This is a genomic window from Curtobacterium sp. VKM Ac-2865, from assembly GCF_015350905.1.
Taxonomy (GTDB): domain Bacteria; phylum Actinomycetota; class Actinomycetes; order Actinomycetales; family Microbacteriaceae; genus Curtobacterium.
The window spans coordinates 21,816-37,463 of the sequence record NZ_JADKRZ010000009.1 but is presented as its reverse complement, the minus strand read 5'-3'; the positions used below and the strand labels follow the sequence as shown (position 1 = coordinate 37,463).

Annotated in this window: 15 protein-coding genes; 8 read left to right on the top strand and 7 right to left on the bottom strand. The window is 73.3% G+C overall.

The annotated features are described in order from the left end of the window. Nucleotides 1–2 precede the first annotated feature (2 nt). The 5 genes from ITJ54_RS17475 to ITJ54_RS17455 form a co-directional block, all read right to left on the bottom strand. Complete coding sequence (locus tag ITJ54_RS17475; protein WP_194630534.1) at nt 3–824, bottom strand: ABC transporter substrate-binding protein; 822 nt, start codon at nt 822–824, stop codon at nt 3–5. Nucleotides 825–912: 88 nt separating this feature from the next. Beyond that, nucleotides 913–1,392, bottom strand: coding sequence for a cupin domain-containing protein (locus tag ITJ54_RS17470; RefSeq protein ID WP_228509616.1), 480 nt, complete (start codon nt 1,390–1,392; stop codon nt 913–915). Then, complete coding sequence (locus ITJ54_RS17465) at nt 1,389–2,732, bottom strand: amidohydrolase family protein (RefSeq protein WP_323741778.1); 1,344 nt, start codon at nt 2,730–2,732, stop codon at nt 1,389–1,391. The genes ITJ54_RS17470 and ITJ54_RS17465 overlap by 4 nt, the downstream gene beginning before the upstream one ends. Then, nucleotides 2,729–4,492 carry an adenosylhomocysteinase gene (locus ITJ54_RS17460; RefSeq protein WP_194630532.1) on the bottom strand — a complete coding sequence of 588 codons (1,764 nt, stop codon included), beginning with the start codon at nt 4,490–4,492 and terminating at the stop codon, nt 2,729–2,731. Before ITJ54_RS17460 ends, ITJ54_RS17465 begins: the two co-directional genes overlap by 4 nt. Nucleotides 4,493–4,550: 58 nt before the next feature. Then, nucleotides 4,551–5,519, bottom strand: coding sequence for a PrsW family intramembrane metalloprotease (locus ITJ54_RS17455; RefSeq protein WP_228509615.1), 969 nt, complete (start codon nt 5,517–5,519; stop codon nt 4,551–4,553). A 91-nt stretch (nt 5,520–5,610) separates the two neighbouring features. Between ITJ54_RS17455 and ITJ54_RS17450 the strand changes: the two genes are divergently transcribed. Then, nucleotides 5,611–5,874, top strand: a complete 264-nt coding sequence (locus tag ITJ54_RS17450) for a glutaredoxin family protein (RefSeq protein ID WP_194630530.1) — start codon at nt 5,611–5,613, stop codon at nt 5,872–5,874. 149 nt (nt 5,875–6,023) lie between these two features. After that, nucleotides 6,024–6,299 (top strand): GlsB/YeaQ/YmgE family stress response membrane protein, encoded by a 276-nt coding sequence (locus ITJ54_RS17445; RefSeq protein WP_071273536.1) that lies wholly within the window; start codon nt 6,024–6,026, stop codon nt 6,297–6,299. 37 nt (nt 6,300–6,336) lie between these two features. On the opposite strand, the gene ITJ54_RS17440 is transcribed toward ITJ54_RS17445, so the two are convergent. Next, entirely contained in the window at nt 6,337–6,834 is a 498-nt protein-coding gene (locus tag ITJ54_RS17440) for a hypothetical protein (protein ID WP_194630527.1), read from the bottom strand. 315 nt (nt 6,835–7,149) lie between these two features. Between ITJ54_RS17440 and ITJ54_RS17435 the strand changes: the two genes are divergently transcribed. The 5 genes from ITJ54_RS17435 to ITJ54_RS17415 all read left to right on the top strand — a co-directional run bounded on the left by ITJ54_RS17435 (nt 7,150) and on the right by ITJ54_RS17415 (nt 13,991). Beyond that, on the top strand, nt 7,150–10,296 hold the full coding sequence (locus ITJ54_RS17435) for an FtsX-like permease family protein (RefSeq protein ID WP_194630526.1): 3,147 nt from the start codon (nt 7,150–7,152) through the stop codon (nt 10,294–10,296). Next, nucleotides 10,293–11,159: an ABC transporter ATP-binding protein gene (locus ITJ54_RS17430; protein WP_194630524.1), complete on the top strand. Its 867-nt coding sequence runs from the start codon at nt 10,293–10,295 to the stop codon at nt 11,157–11,159. Before ITJ54_RS17435 ends, ITJ54_RS17430 begins: the two co-directional genes overlap by 4 nt. Before the next feature lie 13 nt (nt 11,160–11,172). Beyond that, nucleotides 11,173–11,940 carry an ABC transporter ATP-binding protein gene (locus ITJ54_RS18415; RefSeq protein ID WP_194630521.1) on the top strand — a complete coding sequence of 256 codons (768 nt, stop codon included), beginning with the start codon at nt 11,173–11,175 and terminating at the stop codon, nt 11,938–11,940. Between the two features lie 53 nt (nt 11,941–11,993). Further along, nucleotides 11,994–12,545 (top strand): hypothetical protein, encoded by a 552-nt coding sequence (locus ITJ54_RS17420; RefSeq protein WP_194630519.1) that lies wholly within the window; start codon nt 11,994–11,996, stop codon nt 12,543–12,545. An 81-nt stretch (nt 12,546–12,626) separates the two neighbouring features. Beyond that, the gene (locus tag ITJ54_RS17415; protein ID WP_194630517.1) at nt 12,627–13,991 is read left to right on the top strand and encodes an NtaA/DmoA family FMN-dependent monooxygenase; all 1,365 of its coding nucleotides are present in this window, start codon (nt 12,627–12,629) and stop codon (nt 13,989–13,991) included. 242 nt (nt 13,992–14,233) lie between these two features. Here the strand turns inward: ITJ54_RS17415 and ITJ54_RS17410 are convergent, their stop codons facing one another. Beyond that, nucleotides 14,234–14,812 carry a TetR/AcrR family transcriptional regulator gene (locus ITJ54_RS17410; RefSeq protein ID WP_194630515.1) on the bottom strand — a complete coding sequence of 193 codons (579 nt, stop codon included), beginning with the start codon at nt 14,810–14,812 and terminating at the stop codon, nt 14,234–14,236. Between the two features lie 94 nt (nt 14,813–14,906). Between ITJ54_RS17410 and ITJ54_RS17405 the strand changes: the two genes are divergently transcribed. Beyond that, a complete protein-coding gene (locus ITJ54_RS17405) occupies nt 14,907–15,605 on the top strand; it encodes an SDR family oxidoreductase (protein ID WP_194630513.1) in 699 nt (232 codons plus the stop codon). The last annotated feature ends 43 nt before the right edge of the window (nt 15,606–15,648 follow it).

Genomic DNA, 15,648 nt, shown 5'->3' with positions numbered 1-15,648 from the left:
TGCTACTTCAGGACGGGGGTGTTCGTCTCCGAGGACAGCCACTTCGTCTGCAGGTCCTGCAGCGTGCCGTCGTCGTCGAGCTTCTGCAGCGCGGAGTCGACCTTCTTCGTGAGCCCGGAGTCCTTCGGCAGCACGAACCCGAACTGGTCGCCCTTGCCGTCGGCGGGGAACTGCGCCGAGACGGTGCCGTCGTCGAGCTGCGCGGCGGACATGTAGAAGGCCGTGGGCAGGTCGGTGACGATGGCGTCGATCTGGCCGGACTTCAGCGCCAGCACGGCGTCGTCGTTCGAGTTGAACACCTGCGGGGTGACGCCGAGGGTGTCCTTCACGCTGGTGATGCTCGTCGAGCCGGCAGCGACGCCGATCGTGTCCTGCTTGAGCTTGGCGATCGTGGTGTCGTCGACGGCCTTCGACTTCTGCGTCGTCACGACGGCCTGGGTCGTCGTGTAGTACGGCGACGACATGTCGACAGCCTTCTTGCGCTGCGACGAGATCGAGAACTGCTGGACGTTCAGGTCCCAGTCCTTCGGGCCCGGGGCCACCGCGCTGTCGAAGGTCGAGCGCTTCCACACGACGTCGGACTCGGCGTAGCCCATCTCCTTCGCGACGGCGTAGGCCACGGCCGACTCGAAGCCCTTGCCGGACTGCGGCTTGTTGTCCTCCACCCACGGGGAGTACGCGGGCTGCCCGGTCGCGATCGTGAGCTTGCCGTCGGACACGGTGCCGTCAGCACCACCCGAGCTGCCGGCGCTGCACGAGGACAGGGCGAGCGCGGCGGCGGCGGCGGTCGCGACGGCGAGGGACAGGCGGAGGGTACGAGTCACGGTCGGGCCTTCGTGCGGGGGCGTCGGGGGGCATGGAGAATCGTACGGGGAACTGGTACACCACCGCGACCGGCGGCGTCATGGGGCGTCAGGACGACAGCGTGAAGTCCTCGAACGAGAAGCCCGGGGAGACCAGGCAGCTCACCAGGACCTCGCCGTCGCCGGGCAGGGTCCGCTGCCACACGCCACCGCGGACGAACGCCTGGGCGTCGTTCACGCGGTCACGGCCGGCGTCCGGCCCGAGGGTGATCTGCGCCCCGGGTTCCGGCTGGTCGCCGGTCCCGCCGAGCTCGAGCACGACCGAGTCCGGTCCGTGCCACATCCAGATCTCGTCGCTCGTGACCCGGTGCCACGCGGAGGACTCCCCCGGCGGCAGCAGGAAGTGGATGAGGGTCGCGGCGGGCCGGTCGCCCGCGGACGTCGTCACGGTCGCCGGGGAGGTCCACGTGCGGACGTACCAGCCGCCCTCCGGGTGCGGTTCCATCCCGAGGGCGGCGGCGCGCTGCGGCACGTCGAGCCACTCGATGACCTCGCCGTCGACGGTGCGTCGTGCCATCTGGTTCGTCATGGCACCATCCTCCCGCCCCGCGGGACGTCCCGGTGACGGTCCGGGCCGCCGTCGGCACGCACCGCCCCGCGGATCACCGTGGCGACCGCGCGCCCGGCTCCGTCCTCCACGAGTTCGGCGAGCGCGTCGGGCACCGTCCGGCTGTCGACGTCGAACACGGCCAGGTCGGCGCGGGCCCCGACGGCGAGGTGGCCGATCCGGTCCTGCCCGACGGCGAGCCCCATCGCGTGCGCCCCGCCGAGCGTCGCCGCCGCGAGCAGGCGTTCGTGCAGGTCGTGGTCGCCGTACCCCTGCGCGCGGGCGATCCGGTGCAGTGCGGTGACGTCGGCCATCAGGTCGAGCGACGGGGACGAGGACAGCGAGTCGGTGCCGATCGCGATCGGGCTGCCCTCGCGGAGGTAGTCGGCGACGGGCGGCGGGTCGAGGCCGATGACCGCGTTCGACCGCGGGCACAGCGCCACGGCGGTCCCGCGCGCTCGGAGCAGTGCCCGGTCCGCGGCCGTCATGTACACGCCGTGCGCGATGTGGCAGTCCGGCCCGAGCACCCCGAGCCGGTCCACGAACGCGGTCGCGCTCGCGCCGAACCCGAGCGCCCGCATGGCTCGGAACGACGGCACGTTCGCCAGGTGCCAGTCCGTGCCGTGCAGGTCGGCGCCGTCGACCCCCGCGAGCCGCTCCCCCTCGAAGGCGGCCTCGCCGAGGTGCAGGTGCAGCCGCAGCCCGCGCTGCCGCACGATGTCGGGCAGTTCCAGCAGGGGTGCGACGTCGAGCGAGTACGGCGCGTGCGGGGAGAGCCCGGCCCCCGGTGTGGTCGGGATGCGGGCGAGCTCGTCGAGGACCTGGTCGCGGCCGTGCTGCTGCCAGGCCGCGTTCTCCCAGTCCATCACCTCCCAGTAGGCGATCCCGCCGAGTCCGGTGTCCTCGAGCGCGGTCGCCGCCTCGATGTCCGTCACGACGTCGGCGATGCTCGTCACCCCGGCGACGATCGAGCGGCGCGCGCCCTCCGCGGCCTCGGCCCGCCAGTCGTGCGGTTCGGCGTAGTCCCGGTTGAACGCTGCCGCCCAGTCCTCGAAGCCCTGGTACTGGCCGGAGCCGACACTGGCCATGCCGGTGTACTGCAGGTGCGAGTGCGCGTTCACGAGCCCGGGCAGCAGGGCCCCGCGCCAGCGTCGTTCGGTGAACGCGCAGCCGTCGAGCTGGTCGACGACCCAGGACCGCTCACCGACGTGCAGGATCCGCCCGTCACGCACCGCGACGGCACCGTCGGCGATGGGCGGCGCCGTCATCGGCACGACGATGCGGGCCGAGTGCACGGTGGTCGCGGCCGTCACCTCGCTCACGCGGGGTCCCCGAAGCGGCTGGTCCGGACGTCCGGCTCGCGGTCCGCGGGTTGGCTGGCGACACGGCCGGGAGGCTCGGCCTGCGTCCCGAAGGCGGCGAGCGCCGCGCGGGCGGTCGCCTCGTCCACCGCGGGGTCGATCGGCACGACGGCACGCTCGAGCTCGTCGCCGTGCTCGAGGAGCATCCGCACCGCACCGAGCTGCGCTGCGAACGAGAGGTCCATGATCTCGACCGGGTTGCCCTCGGCCGCGGTGATGTTGATGCAGCCGCCGCGGTCGAGCACGAGCGGCCCGGACGCCGCCCCGGGGAACGTCAGGCGTTCGGCCTTGCGCCCGACGGTGCTCATCGTGGCTCCAGCGGCGAGGGCAGCATCCAGCGCGACCTCCTGGTCGACCCCTCCGGCCACCGCGACCACCGCGTCGGGAGCGCAGGCCCGCAGGACGTCGAGGCTGATTGTGTCGGGGACCCCGGTCGCGCTCATCACGAGCTCGGCCTCGCGCACGGCGTCGACGAGCGGGGCGACGCTGTACCCGGCGAACAGTGCCTGCAGGGCTCGGACCGGATCCGTCTCGGCGACCGTGACGCTGAACCCGAGCGCGCGGAGCACCAGGGCGACCCCCTCGCCGACGTGACCGAACCCGGCGACGACCGCTGAGCCTCTCCCCACCGGCACGGCCGGACCGCCGCTGGCGCGTCGGTCCGGAACCGGCGGCGTGGGCCCAGGCAGTTCCGGACGTGCGCCGGACGTGAGCCCGTCGACCAGGTCGAGGACCGCGAAGACCGTCGACTGCCCGGTGCCGTACCGGTTGTCGAAGAAGGTCTTGGTGCGGGCGTCGTTGACGGCGACCACGGGGATGCCGAGGTCACCGCGGGAGGCCATCACGCGCAGGGGGCGGAGGCCGCTCGTGGTCTCCTCCGCGGCGCCGAGCATCGTCGGCAGCAGGTCCTGGCGCTCCTGGTGGGCCAGGCGGATCAGGTGCGCGCCGTCGTCGAGCAGGATGTGTGGCCGCGTGTCGAGCATCGCGAGCGCGAGCTCCTTCTGCCGGGCGAGCGTCGCGGTGGACTCGGCGAAGACGGGCAGCCCGGCTCGCCGGAGTGCGTCGGCCACGGCGTCGTCAGTCTCGTCGGCGTGGGCGTAGACGACGACCTCGGCGCCGGCGTCGCGGAGGAGCAGGCTCAGCACGGCGGTCTTCGGTTCCAGGACCATGGCGACGCTGATGCGGGTGCCGCGGAGCAGCCCGCCGTCGCGGAGTTCGCCCGCCACTGCGCGGGAGACCGGCATCGACCGCCGCGCCCAGCGCAGGCGGGCGTCGGCGGCGGGGTCGTCCTCGGGGTCGCGGCCCGTCGAGACGAGGAACACGTCGTCGGAGAGCATCGGCACGGCCAGCACCCCGGGTCGGGCGAAGGTGACCGGGCCGAAGGCGTCCTCGTCGACCGCGGGGAGGTGGCGTCCGGCGTCGATCACGACGAGGGTGGCGCCGCGGGGGCGGTCGGCCTCGCGCTCGACGGCGGCGGTGCCCTCGTCGGGTTCGCCCAGGCACCAGAGCTGGTCGACGGGTTCGTGGTCGGCTGCGGCTCGGGCGCCGAGGGCGGTCAGCAGCTCGTGGAGGGCCCTGCGGTCGCGGGGGTCACCGCCGACCAGGCGGAAGCGGCGGGCGGCGACGAGCAGGTTCGTGGCGGCGGCGAAGCGTCGGACGGCCGCCGAGGCCCAGGAGCGCGTCGCGACGTCGGGTCGGCGTGTCGGGTCGGCGCGCGGCATGGGTCAATCGTAGGGCGGGGCGTCGGACCCGTCGTCGCGGTCGTCGCGGCCCTCGTCGTCAGTCGATCGGTCGGGGGTGCGGTGCGTCGTGCCAGCCGGCGCCGACGGGTGCGGCACCGGCCCCGGTCGGGTCCGTGCCGTCGCGGCGGGCGCGGTTGCGGAAGTGCACCTGCACGCCGATGAGCACCGCGACGCCGATCGCCGAGACGAGGGCGAGCCCCACCACGTAGAGCGTCGACGCGAGCCCGGCGATGGCGGTGGGGACCGTCCCGTTCTGCGCCGCGGACAGCGGCGTGCCGGTGACGACGAAGGCCAGCAGCGTCGAGATCGTCCCGTTCGAGTCGTACAGTCCGTGCAGCAGCGACACCACGACGTAGGTCACCAGGACCGTCCAGGTCCACCGGAACCGGGGCCGACCGTGCGAGGCGCCGAACAGCACGGCGCCGAGGATCGCCGTCCAGAGCACGTGGCCGACCGGCGACAGGATCGCGCGGACCACCTCGGTCTGCAGCAGGGACACCAGGTCGATGCCGCGCGCGGTGATCGCCGCGTTGAAGGCGTACCCGGCGGACTCGAACGCCGCGAAGCCCGCGCCGACGGTCGCCCCGAGGAGTGCTCCCTGTCTGGCGGTCTTCGGGCGGACGCGCCACCCGACCACGACGAGCAGGACGCCCTTGACGAACTCCTCCACGAAGCCGACCACGACGTAGATCAGCGCACCCTGCCGCAGGTCCGACTCCAGCAGCGACGCCCCGAGCACGCCGAGGATCCCGCCGACGAAGAACGCCGTGACGAGCTGCATCGTGCTGACCGTGCCAGTGACCCGTTCGATGACGAAGAGCACCACGGTGAAGGGCACCAGGAAGCTGCCGAGCAGGATGATCGTCGGAACCAGGTTCGTGTTGCTCGTGAACACCGTCACGATGATCGTCACCACCCAGAGCAGGAAGCCGACGAGCAGGGTCTTCCACCACCAACCTCGGCGGTGGTGCGGGTGGTCCACGGGGATAGCGGGGGGCATGGCCATGCGCCCATCGTGCTCCGCGGGTGGGCGGCCTGGTGCCGGGATGCCGGCCGACCCGGGAATAGGCGGGACCACGGATGTGGTTCCCGACGACATGACCGACGTGACGTACGACCAGGTGACCATGTTCGGCGCGGACTGGTGCCGCGACTGCCGCCGCTCGAAGGCGCTGCTCGACAAGCTCGGCGTGGAGTACACGTACGTGGACGTCGAGGCCGACCTGTCCGCCGCTGCACGAGCCGAGGAGATCAGCGGCCGCAAGAGCATCCCCGTCGTGGTGCTGCCGAACGGCAAGCACTTCGTCGAGCCGTCGGACGCGGAGCTGCAGGCCGAGCTCGAGGCCTCGAACCTGGTCTGAGACCCCTCGGCCCGGTTGTTCCGGGACGACGAAACAGCCAGAAGACGCGAAAACCGGCGTGGATGTGTCCCACCGTGTTGACTCTGGGGTTGACCTCGGCACCGACGAACCCGTCGGTGCCGATTCGTTCGTTCCACCAGGAGGACACCGTGCTCGGTCTCATCATCAGCTTGATCATCGTCGGACTGATCGCCGGTGCGCTCGCGCGCCTGATCATCCCCGGCAAGCAGAACCTGTCGATCCTCATGACGATCGTCCTCGGCATCGTCGGTTCCTTCGTCGGCGGCTTCCTCGGGTTCCTGATCTTCCAGCACGACCCGATGGACGGCTTCTTCCAGCCGGCCGGCATCATCGGCTCGATCATCGGCGCGATCATCGTGCTGTTCCTCTACACCCGCTTCGCGGGCAAGGGCTCGCGCCGCTGATCGCACCAGATCAGAGCCCGACGGGGGCGTGCAGTGGTCAGACGACCACGGCACGCCCCCGTCGGCCGTTCCGGCGCAGCCACGTCGCGCCGACCACGACCGGGATGCCGATGAGCGCCAGCAGACTCGCGCCGTAGAGCACGCCCGCCCAGATCGTGTGCGCTGCCCCGCTCTTCCCGAACCCGTCGGCCACGTCCATGCCGAGCGCGAAGCCGGTGCCGAACGTCACCGGGGCGCCGAAGACCAGCAGGGCGAGGAACAGCACCGCCGAGACGACGGGGTCGAGCCGGTCGACGATCCCCCACACGGCGACGCCCACGGCGAGGACGACCCCGACAGCTGCCGTGACCACCACGGTCCAGACGTCAGCGGCGACGTCGAAGCCCTGACGCTCCAGGTGCCCGAGGATCGCAGCCAGCGAGCGCCCGGGGACCGCTGCCAGTGGGTCGAGCACGAGTGCCTGCAGCGCCATCAGCCCCGCGTACACCGCCACCACGGCCACACCCGCCACGTTCACGCCCACCCGCTGTCGCATGGGCCGACGCTAGCGGAGGTCGCGGCGCTGCCACCTCCGCCGCGGGGATGACGATCAGCGGTCGCGGCCATCACGCTGCCCGTCCGCATCAGAGGAACGTCACCAGCGCTGACCGGGCCGGTGAGATCGCACTTCGTGTCGCCTCCGCGGGCGGCGAACCGACACGAAGTGCGATCTCAGCTGGGGCGTCGCGGCGCGCGCTGCTGGCGACGGTGAGCCGGACGGGAGGCTCGTGGCGGGGCCCGCCACGAGCCTCCCGTCCGGTGTGCCAGAATCGCGATCGTCGGTGACGGAGCCGGCGTCCAGAGGGGGACCATGTCGCGCGGCAGCGGAACACCGTTCTGGGTGCGCAGCGTCCGTCGACGCCCTGCCGCGAGCGTCGTCCTGACGGTGCTCGCCGTGATCACCACGATCGTGTCGGTCCTCGCACCGCTCATGCTCCGTGCCGTGGAGCAGGCCACCCTCGACGACGCCCTGGCGCGTGGCGGGGTCCGGGAGACGTCCATCGCTGCGTCCGCCGACATCGAGGTCGGCAGTCTCACCGAGTCCGAGGGCGCGGTCGTGACCACGACCGGGGCGGCCGAGCACCTGCGGCTCTGGCAGGACGACGTGGTGTCGGCGACGTCGTCCGCGTTCGTGTCGTTCCTGCCGCCGGCCTCGGCCGACACGCCGCCCGGTGAGGACGCTCGTCGTCTGACGCCGTTGGCGGGGCTCGAGGGCTCCTGTCGCCGCATCGGACTGACGGCGGGCCGGTGCCCGACGGGCAAGACCGAGGTGCTCGCGGCTGCCGGTGCGGACCTGCCCGTCGGCACGGTGCTGCCGCTGACGCTGCTCGACATCCCGGAGCAGCGGTTCCGGGTCCGGGTCGTCGGCACCTACGACGCCGCGTCGGGCCCCGGACGCGTCGTCGCCGGACCCGGTCAGCTGTTCGGCAGCGGTGGTGGTGGTGAGCCCGCGCTGGTGACCTCGCTCGCGGGCTTCGCGGAGCTCGGCGTCGGCGGGACGATGTGGTCCGTCCGGACGCTCGAGCCCGGCACCCGGCTCGACGACCTGCCCGCGGTGATCGACGACGTGCAGGCAGCGCGGGACGGCACCCTCACCGTCGGTGCCGCCCAGTCGGCGGTGTCGGTGACGCAGCGGATCGACGCGCTCGTCGACCGGGTGGCCGACGGCAACGACGCGGCGACCGTGATCGTCGCGGTGTCGGCGCTGCAGGCCGTGATCGTGGCGTGGTTCGCGCAGGGGGTCCTCGCGGCCCGGGTCGGACGTGCCCGCGCCGGGGAGTGGGGCCTCGCCCGGCTGCGTGGGCTCTCCGCACGCAGACGGTCCACGACCGTGCTGCTCGAACCCGTCGTCGCGACGCTCGTCGGCAGCGCGGTCGGTGCCGCCATCGGCGTGGTGCTCGCCGGGGTCCTGGACCGGGTCCTGCTCGGTGCGGACGCCCCCGGGCTCGAGCCGACCCGACTGCCGGTCGTGCTCGCCCTCGCGGCGTCCGTGCTCGGGTCGCTCGTCGCGCTCCTCGTCGCGAGCAGCCGTGCCGCCAAGGTCCCGCTCGTCGACCTGCTGCGGCGGGCGACCGAGCCGCGTGCGCTGTCGCGGGCGGGCGCGGTGGTGCAGGCTGTCGCCGTCATCGCCGCGGTCGTCGGGCTGGCAGCGGTCGTCACCCAGCGCCGCATCGACGGGCTCGGGATCGCGCTGCTCGCACCGACGCTCGTGGCCGTCCTGGTCGCAGTCGTCGGGCTGCGCATCGGCGTGGCGGTCGTCCGCCGCCGGGCAGCTCGCCCCGCACGCTCCCTGGTGGAGCTCCTGGCGCTGCGGCGGATCAGCCGGACGCCCTCCGTCCTGACGACCGCGGTCATGGTCGTGATGGGCGTCGCCCTGGCGGTGTCGTCGAGCCAGTCGGCGGTGCTCGCGGTCCGGCTCGCCGACGACCGCGCCGCGGCGGAGCTCGGTGCCGCGACGGTGCTCGACGTCAGCGTGCGCGAGGGCGTCCCCTTCGTCGACACCGTCCGACGGGCCGACCCCTCCGGTCACGTCGCCATGGCCGTGGAGACCACCACGACCGGCGCCGGGGTCGGCCGTCTGGTCGCCGTCGACTCGACCCGGTTGACAGCGGTCAGTGTGTGGCAGTCGTCGTGGGGCGGCGACCGCTTCGACCGCGCAGCACGGGCCCTGCGCCCCACCGGCGGCCCCGCCCTGCGGTTCACTGGTGACCGGCTCGCCGTCACGCTCGCGACCGTGGGGGCCCCGGACGGCGAGGCCGCCAAGACCTACGCGACCGCCGACCCGGGCGACGTCGACGTGGTCGCGGTGGTGCAGTCCGGGGACACCTGGCGACGCGTCGACCTCGGCGCGCCGCGGGACGGCACCCTGACCAGCACGGGCGACGCCGTGCCGTGCGAGGACGGGTGTCGCCTGGTGTCCCTGGGGCTCGAGAGCCACTCGGTCGACAGCGCGGCGTACGGCCTCGGCGTCACCGTCACCCGCATCGCCGTCGGGACCGGTGACGCGCTGCAGCCCGTGGACGACCGCTGGCTCTTGCCGGAGCGGTGGCGCGACCGCATCGGGGACAGCTCCCTGACGGACGGACGGCCGATGTCCGTGCTCGGGCAGACCCGTGACGGACTGCGCATCTCGTGGGTCGACCCGACCGGGACGGGCACGCCGAGCATCGCGCCGCGCGACGCCCCGGAACCGCTGCCGGCGATCATCGGTCGCGGCACGGTGACCGACGCGTTCGCCGGGGTGGAGGACGGCGTGCTCGGGATCGCCCCGTCCGGTGACTCCCGGGTGCTCCGGGTCGTCGGCAGGGCACCGACGCTCCCGCGGGTGCTCGGCGACGGTGCACTGGTCGACCTCGAGGTCGCCGGACGCGTGTCGGACACCACGGCGCGGGACATCCGCCACGAGGTCTGGCTCGCGCCGGGGAACCACCGCGGGGTCGTCGCCGCACTGGAACGCCGCGGGATCTCGGTCGACGCACGACACACGCTCGCCGACGCCGAACTCCAGGCGGAGCGGGCTGCCCCGGCACGCGGGGCACGCATCGGCGTCCCGATCGCGCTCGCCGCCCTCGCGCTGACCCTGCTCGTGGTCGCGGGCGTGGGCGTGGTCGGTGCCGCCGCGCGCCGTGAGGACGCGGCCACCCTCCGCACCGCGGGCTTCCGACGCAGCGCCGTCCGCCGGGCCCTGTTCCTCGAGACCTTCCTGCCAGCAGCCCTCGCGGTGGTCGCCGGAGCCGTCGCGAGCACCGCGGCGACGCTCCTGACCGCGGGACGACTCCCCCTGCGACTCGGTGCGCTGCCCCCGATGGGGAACCCGGTGGACGTGTGGACGGTCGTGGGCATCACGCTCGCGGCGCTGGCTGCCGTCGCCGCGGTGTCGGCCGCGACGGCTTCGTTCGCCACCCGGCCGACGACGCCCGGCGCGCGGGCTCCCGAACGCGACGGAGACGTCCGATGAGCCGCCGACGCCCGACCGCGTCCGAGCCGACCGCCCGGCCCGCCGCCGCCTTCCGTGCCGCCGGGCTCGTGCACGTCTACCGCGAGGCGGAGACCGACGTCGCCGCCCTCCGCGGCATCGACCTCACCGTGCCGCCAGGGCAGCGCGTCGCCCTGCTCGGCCCGTCCGGCTCCGGCAAGTCGACGCTGCTCTCGATCGCCGCCGGACTGATGCGCCCGAGCGCGGGCATCGCCAGCGTCTGGGACCAGGACCTCGGTGCCGCCGGACCGGCCGAGCTCGAACGGCTGCGGCGGGACGTGCTCGGGCTGATGCTGCAGGGCGCGGACGTGAACCTGATCGCGCACGAGTCCGCGCACGCGAACGTGGCGTGGACGGTCCGCGGGACGCCCGGCCGCGACGTCTCCCTCGGCGAGCGGGTCCTGGCCGCCGGCGGGGTGCCGGACGACGGGCGCCCCGTCGGCCAGCTCTCGCCGTCGCAGCGTCAGACCGCCGCACTCGCCGTGGCCCTCGCGAGCCGGCCGCGGCTGCTCCTCGCCGACGAACCCACCAGCCGCCTGGACGACCATCCCCGCGAGGCACTGCTCGACCTGCTCGTGACCGAGACCGAGCGCGAGGGCATCGCCGTGCTGCTCGTCACGCACGACGAACGGGTCGCCCGGCGGATGCAGCGGATGATCCACCTGCGCGACGGCCGCGTGGGCGAGGAGGACTCCGGCTCCGGCCGCCGTGCCGTCGTCACCGCGGACGGGTCGGTGCCGATCCCCGAGCACCTGCGCGCGGGGTGGCCGGCGGGAGCCCTCGTCACGGTCGAGCCCGACGGCAGTGGCGGCCTGGTCGTCCGACGGACCGAGGAGACACCCTGACCGAGGAGGCACCGTGACCGAGGAGACCCGTGACCGACGAGACACCGTGACGCCGCAGCCCGCGCTCCGCTTCGACCACTTCACGGTGCAGCTCGACGGCCGCGACCTCTTCGCCGCCGACAGTCTGGTGGAGCCCGGCTCAGTCGTGGTGGTCTCCGCACCGGGCGGTGACGACGCGACCGTGGTGCTCGACGCCGTCGTGCACGTGCTGACCGGCGACACCGAGCCCGTGCCGTGGCGCACGACCGGCACGGTCCGGTTCGAGACGACGGACACGGCGCCCACGCGCGATGATGCCGCACCCGGCCCAGCGCCGGCGCCCGACCCCAGGCCGACGACCGGCTCCGTCGCCGTGATGCCCCGCGACCACGCCCTCATCGGCGCCCTGACCGCGACCGAGAACATCGCGCTCGGCCTGCTCGCACAGCACCGGGGCACCCCGCACGACCCGGCGGCGATCAGCGGTGTCCTCGACGCCCTCGGGGTCGCGGACGCGGTACGGCACAACCTCGCTGAGCAGCTCTCCGGCGGCCAGCAGCAGCGCGTGGCCCTCGCCCGCGCCCTGGTGACGGACGCCGCACTCATCGTCCTCGACGACCCGACGAGCGAGCTCGACCCGGCGTCGCGGCAGCGCGTGCACGAGGCCGTCGCGACCGTCGCCGGACGCGGCCGCATCGTGCTCGTCGCGGCGCCGGACCAGGACGACCTGCCGCCGCACACGCTGCACCTGCGGGTCGGTCGACGTGGCCGCCATGCCCGTCCGGACGCAGATCCTGACTGAGGGTCCCCCAGTTGTCCAGGGAGCGCGGCAGCCCCGAGCGTACGGTCCAGGACATGACTGACGAGAACGCACGGCACCGCCCCGAAGAGGACGCTGCACGGCTGGGACTCGTCGTCGTCGGGGAGGCAGCAGCGCTGCAGTCCGGTGACGAGGCGGCTCTGGACGCGAGCATGGAGAACATCCGCGAGACGATCGAGGACATGATCGACGAGCCCCTGACCGAACGGCAGGAGGAGGTCGTCGAACGCCTCGCCTCGGCTGGCGGCACCCTGACCGCCGGCTTGAGCGGCGCCCTGGCCGCCCAGACCGGTCGTCCGGTCGACGACGTCCTCGAGGGCGCGGCCCGCAGCATCATCTGGCAGGAACGTCTCGCTGCCGACCGCGACCGCGATCGTGACCGGACAGCAGCCGCCGAGCAGGCCGACGGCACCGAGCAGCCCGACGCCGAGCCGGAACAGCGCCGGATGTCCGACGACCAGCGCCAGCGCTCCGGCGAGGACACTCGACGCGATGCCCGTGACGGCACCGACGGACGGGTCGGTGCCGACGGACGGGTCGGTGCCGACGAGCCCGACGACCGCCGACACCGTCGGGACGAGCGCTAGCCGCCCACCCGAGGCCGCCCACCGGGGAAACACGAGGTCACGAACGCATGCCGCGCGTCACGTCCCCGTACCGTCGGACGCATGCCGAAGCGACTCCTGCTCAACGTCTTCGAGATGAACTGCGTCGGGCACATCACCCATGGCCTGTGGCGCCTGCCCGGGAACAACCGACACCGGTACACGGACATCCGGTACTGGACCGAACTCGCCCGGTCGGCCGAGGCCGGTCAGTTCGACGCGGTCTTCATCGCCGATGTGCTCGGCGCCTACGACGTGTACGGCGGATCAGCCGCGCCTGCGCTGCGTGAGGGCCTGCAGATCCCGAACAACGACCCGATGCTCGTCGTGCCCGCGATGGCCGCCGTGACCGAGCACCTCGGCTTCGGCATCACGTTCTCCACGAGCTACGAGCCACCCTTCGCGTTCGCCAGGCGGATGTCGACGCTCGACCACCTGACGAACGGCCGGGTCGGCTGGAACGTCGTGACGAGCTACCTGCCGAACGCGGCCCGGAACTTCGGCCTGGCCACGGAGATCCCGCACGACACCCGGTACGAGATCGCCGACGAGTACCTCGACGTCCTCTACCAGCTGTGGGAGGGCTCGTGGGAGGACGACGCCGTCCTCCGCGACGCCGATCGGGGGATCTACACCGACCCCGACAAGGTCCACCCGATCGACCACGTCGGCGAGCACTTCCGCGTCGCGGGCCCGCACCTGTCGGAGCCGTCGCCGCAGCGCACCCCCGCGTTGTTCCTCGCGACCGGCTCCCCTGCCGGCATCACCCGCGCCGGTCAGCACGCCGAGGTCGTCTTCACCGGTGGCCACGGCGTCCAGCGGACCGCCGACGCCGTCCGGGACGCAGCCCAGGCAGCTGGCCGAGACCGCGGCGACGTCCGGTTCGTCACCCAGGCCGCCGTGATCACCGCGCCGACCCAGCGCGAGGTCGACGACAAGGTGTCGCAGTACCGTGCCTTCGCGAGCGAGGAGGGCCCGCTCGTCCACGGCAGCGTCCCCTTCGACGCGCTCTCCCACCCGCGCAGCCGCACGGTCCGCGACGCCCTCGAGGTCGAGGGGGTCGCCGGCGGCGAACGCCTCGTCGGACGGGTGGCACTCGACGCCACCGTCGGGGAGCTGCTCGACCGGGTGAACGAGGCCTGGCACGGCGCGTTCTGGGCCGCGGGCGTCCCCGAGGCGGTCACCGAGCAGATCGAGGGCTGGCTCGACGACGACGGGATCGACGGCATCAACCTGCGGCAGTACCACTCGTTCGACACCGTCCGCGACTTCGGCCGGTACGTCACACCGCTGCTGCAGGAGCGCGGTCGCCTGCCCGAGCGCTACACCCCGGGCGAGACCCTGCGCGAACGCGTGACCGGAGGTCCCGCCCGACTCCCGGCATCACACCCCGCCGCCGCACACCGCCGGTCCGGCGTCCCCGCCTGACGGCACCAGGGGACGGACTCGAGGCTCCCCACCGGCCCGGTGGCGAGCCTCCAGTCCGGCGGTTCCCACCCACACCGCTCGCGATGGCACGTGGGATCGCGCGTGGGAGGTGCGAAGGAACGACCACCTACGCGCGAAACGACCTCCCGCGCGCGGAAGGACTCGCAACGCGCGGAACGACCTCCGCACGGAACGACCTACGCGGGGAACGACCCGCAACGCGCGGGGCGACCCGCGGCGGGTCAGACCCCGAGCAGCCGCCGCACCCCGTCCGTCACCGCGCGGCGGGTGAGGTCGCCGTCACGGCGGGCCTTCGCCCGGAGCGCGGCACCCTCCCACAGGTCGACGAGCTGGGCCGCGACGAGGTCGGCGTCGAGTGCGGCGGCCACGTCGCCCTGGTCCTGCGCGGCCCGCACGGCCGTGGCAAGTCGTGCGACCCACGCGTCGAACACCTCGTCGACGTGGGCAGCGACCACGGGTTCGTCCGTCGCGGTGTCGACCGCCAGGTTGCCGAGCAGGCAGCCGTACCGGAAGTCGATGCCGGCCAGCCGGTCGAGCATCGCGTCGAAGTAGCCCGTGATCCGGTCCACCACGCGCGGCACTGACGCGTCCGCGAGCAGCCCGATCGGTGACGCGGCGGCGAAGCGGTCAGCGACCTCCATCGCCAGGTCCGCCTTGGACCGGAAGTGGTTGTAGAACGACCCCTTCGGTGCCCCCGCGGACCCGGTGATCGCGGCCACCCCGGTGGCGGCGTACCCGTGCTGGTGGAACTCGACGAGGGCGGCGTCGACGATCGCGTCCCGCAGGCTGGCTTTCGGCATGGACCAATGCTCTCACTCCGGGAATGAGACGACCGGTCATATTGCTGTCGAGAGGACACGGCATCGCTCGGTGCCCCGACGGAAGGAACCCATCATGACCGGACTCATCGGACAGACCGTGCTCGTCACCGGCGCGAACGGCGGACTCGGCACCGAGTTCGTGCGCCAGGCCCTCGAGCGCGGCGCCACGAAGGTCTACGCCGCCGCACGACGACCGCAGGACTGGGACGACGCCCGCATCGTCCCCCTCGTGCTCGACGTCAGCGACGCCGCCTCGGTGGCACGCGCGGCCGCAGAGGCCTCCGACGTCACGGTCGTCGTCAACAACGCCGGACTGCTGCGCCAGGGCGGTCTCGTCGACGGCGACCTCGACGACATCCGCGCGCAGATCGAGACGAACCTGGTCGGACCGCTGCTCGTCACGCGCGCCTTCGCCCCGGCACTCCGCGCAGCGCACGGCGCCCTGGTCAACGTCGCCTCGATCCTCAGCTGGCTCGGTGGCGCCGGCGCGTACGGCGTCTCGAAGGCAGGGCTGTGGTCGGCGACGGACTCGATCCGGCTCGAGCTGGCGAGCGACGGGGTCCAGGTCGTCGGGGCCTACCTCGGGTACACCGACACGGCGATGGCCAGCGGCGTCGACGCGCCGAAGAACACCCCGGAGTCCGTCGTCACCGCGGTGTGGGACGGCGTCGAGCACGGCGAGCACGAGGTCCTCGCGGACGAGCTGACGCGCAGCGTCCGCGCCTCGCTCGGCGCATCGGTCAGCGAACGGTACGCCGCGCTGGCCGGCTGACGCACCACAGGACGGACTGGAGGCTCCCCACCGGTCCGGTGGG

Excerpts from the sequence above, each read along its gene's own strand:
- ITJ54_RS17470 (WP_228509616.1), bottom strand. The coding sequence starts at position 1,392 with ATGACGAACCAGATGGCACGACGCACCGTCGACGGCGAGGTCATCGAG.
- ITJ54_RS17460 (WP_194630532.1), bottom strand. The coding sequence starts at position 4,492 with ATGCCGCGCGCCGACCCGACACGCCGACCCGACGTCGCGACGCGCTCC.
- ITJ54_RS17455 (WP_228509615.1), bottom strand. The coding sequence starts at position 5,519 with ATGGCCATGCCCCCCGCTATCCCCGTGGACCACCCGCACCACCGCCGA.
- ITJ54_RS17450 (WP_194630530.1), top strand. The coding sequence starts at position 5,611 with ATGACCGACGTGACGTACGACCAGGTGACCATGTTCGGCGCGGACTGG.
- ITJ54_RS17440 (WP_194630527.1), bottom strand. The coding sequence starts at position 6,834 with ATGCGACAGCGGGTGGGCGTGAACGTGGCGGGTGTGGCCGTGGTGGCG.
- ITJ54_RS17435 (WP_194630526.1), top strand. The coding sequence starts at position 7,150 with ATGTCGCGCGGCAGCGGAACACCGTTCTGGGTGCGCAGCGTCCGTCGA.
- ITJ54_RS17430 (WP_194630524.1), top strand. The coding sequence starts at position 10,293 with ATGAGCCGCCGACGCCCGACCGCGTCCGAGCCGACCGCCCGGCCCGCC.
- ITJ54_RS17420 (WP_194630519.1), top strand. The coding sequence starts at position 11,994 with ATGACTGACGAGAACGCACGGCACCGCCCCGAAGAGGACGCTGCACGG.
- ITJ54_RS17415 (WP_194630517.1), top strand. The coding sequence starts at position 12,627 with ATGCCGAAGCGACTCCTGCTCAACGTCTTCGAGATGAACTGCGTCGGG.
- ITJ54_RS17410 (WP_194630515.1), bottom strand. The coding sequence starts at position 14,812 with ATGCCGAAAGCCAGCCTGCGGGACGCGATCGTCGACGCCGCCCTCGTC.
- ITJ54_RS17405 (WP_194630513.1), top strand. The coding sequence starts at position 14,907 with ATGACCGGACTCATCGGACAGACCGTGCTCGTCACCGGCGCGAACGGC.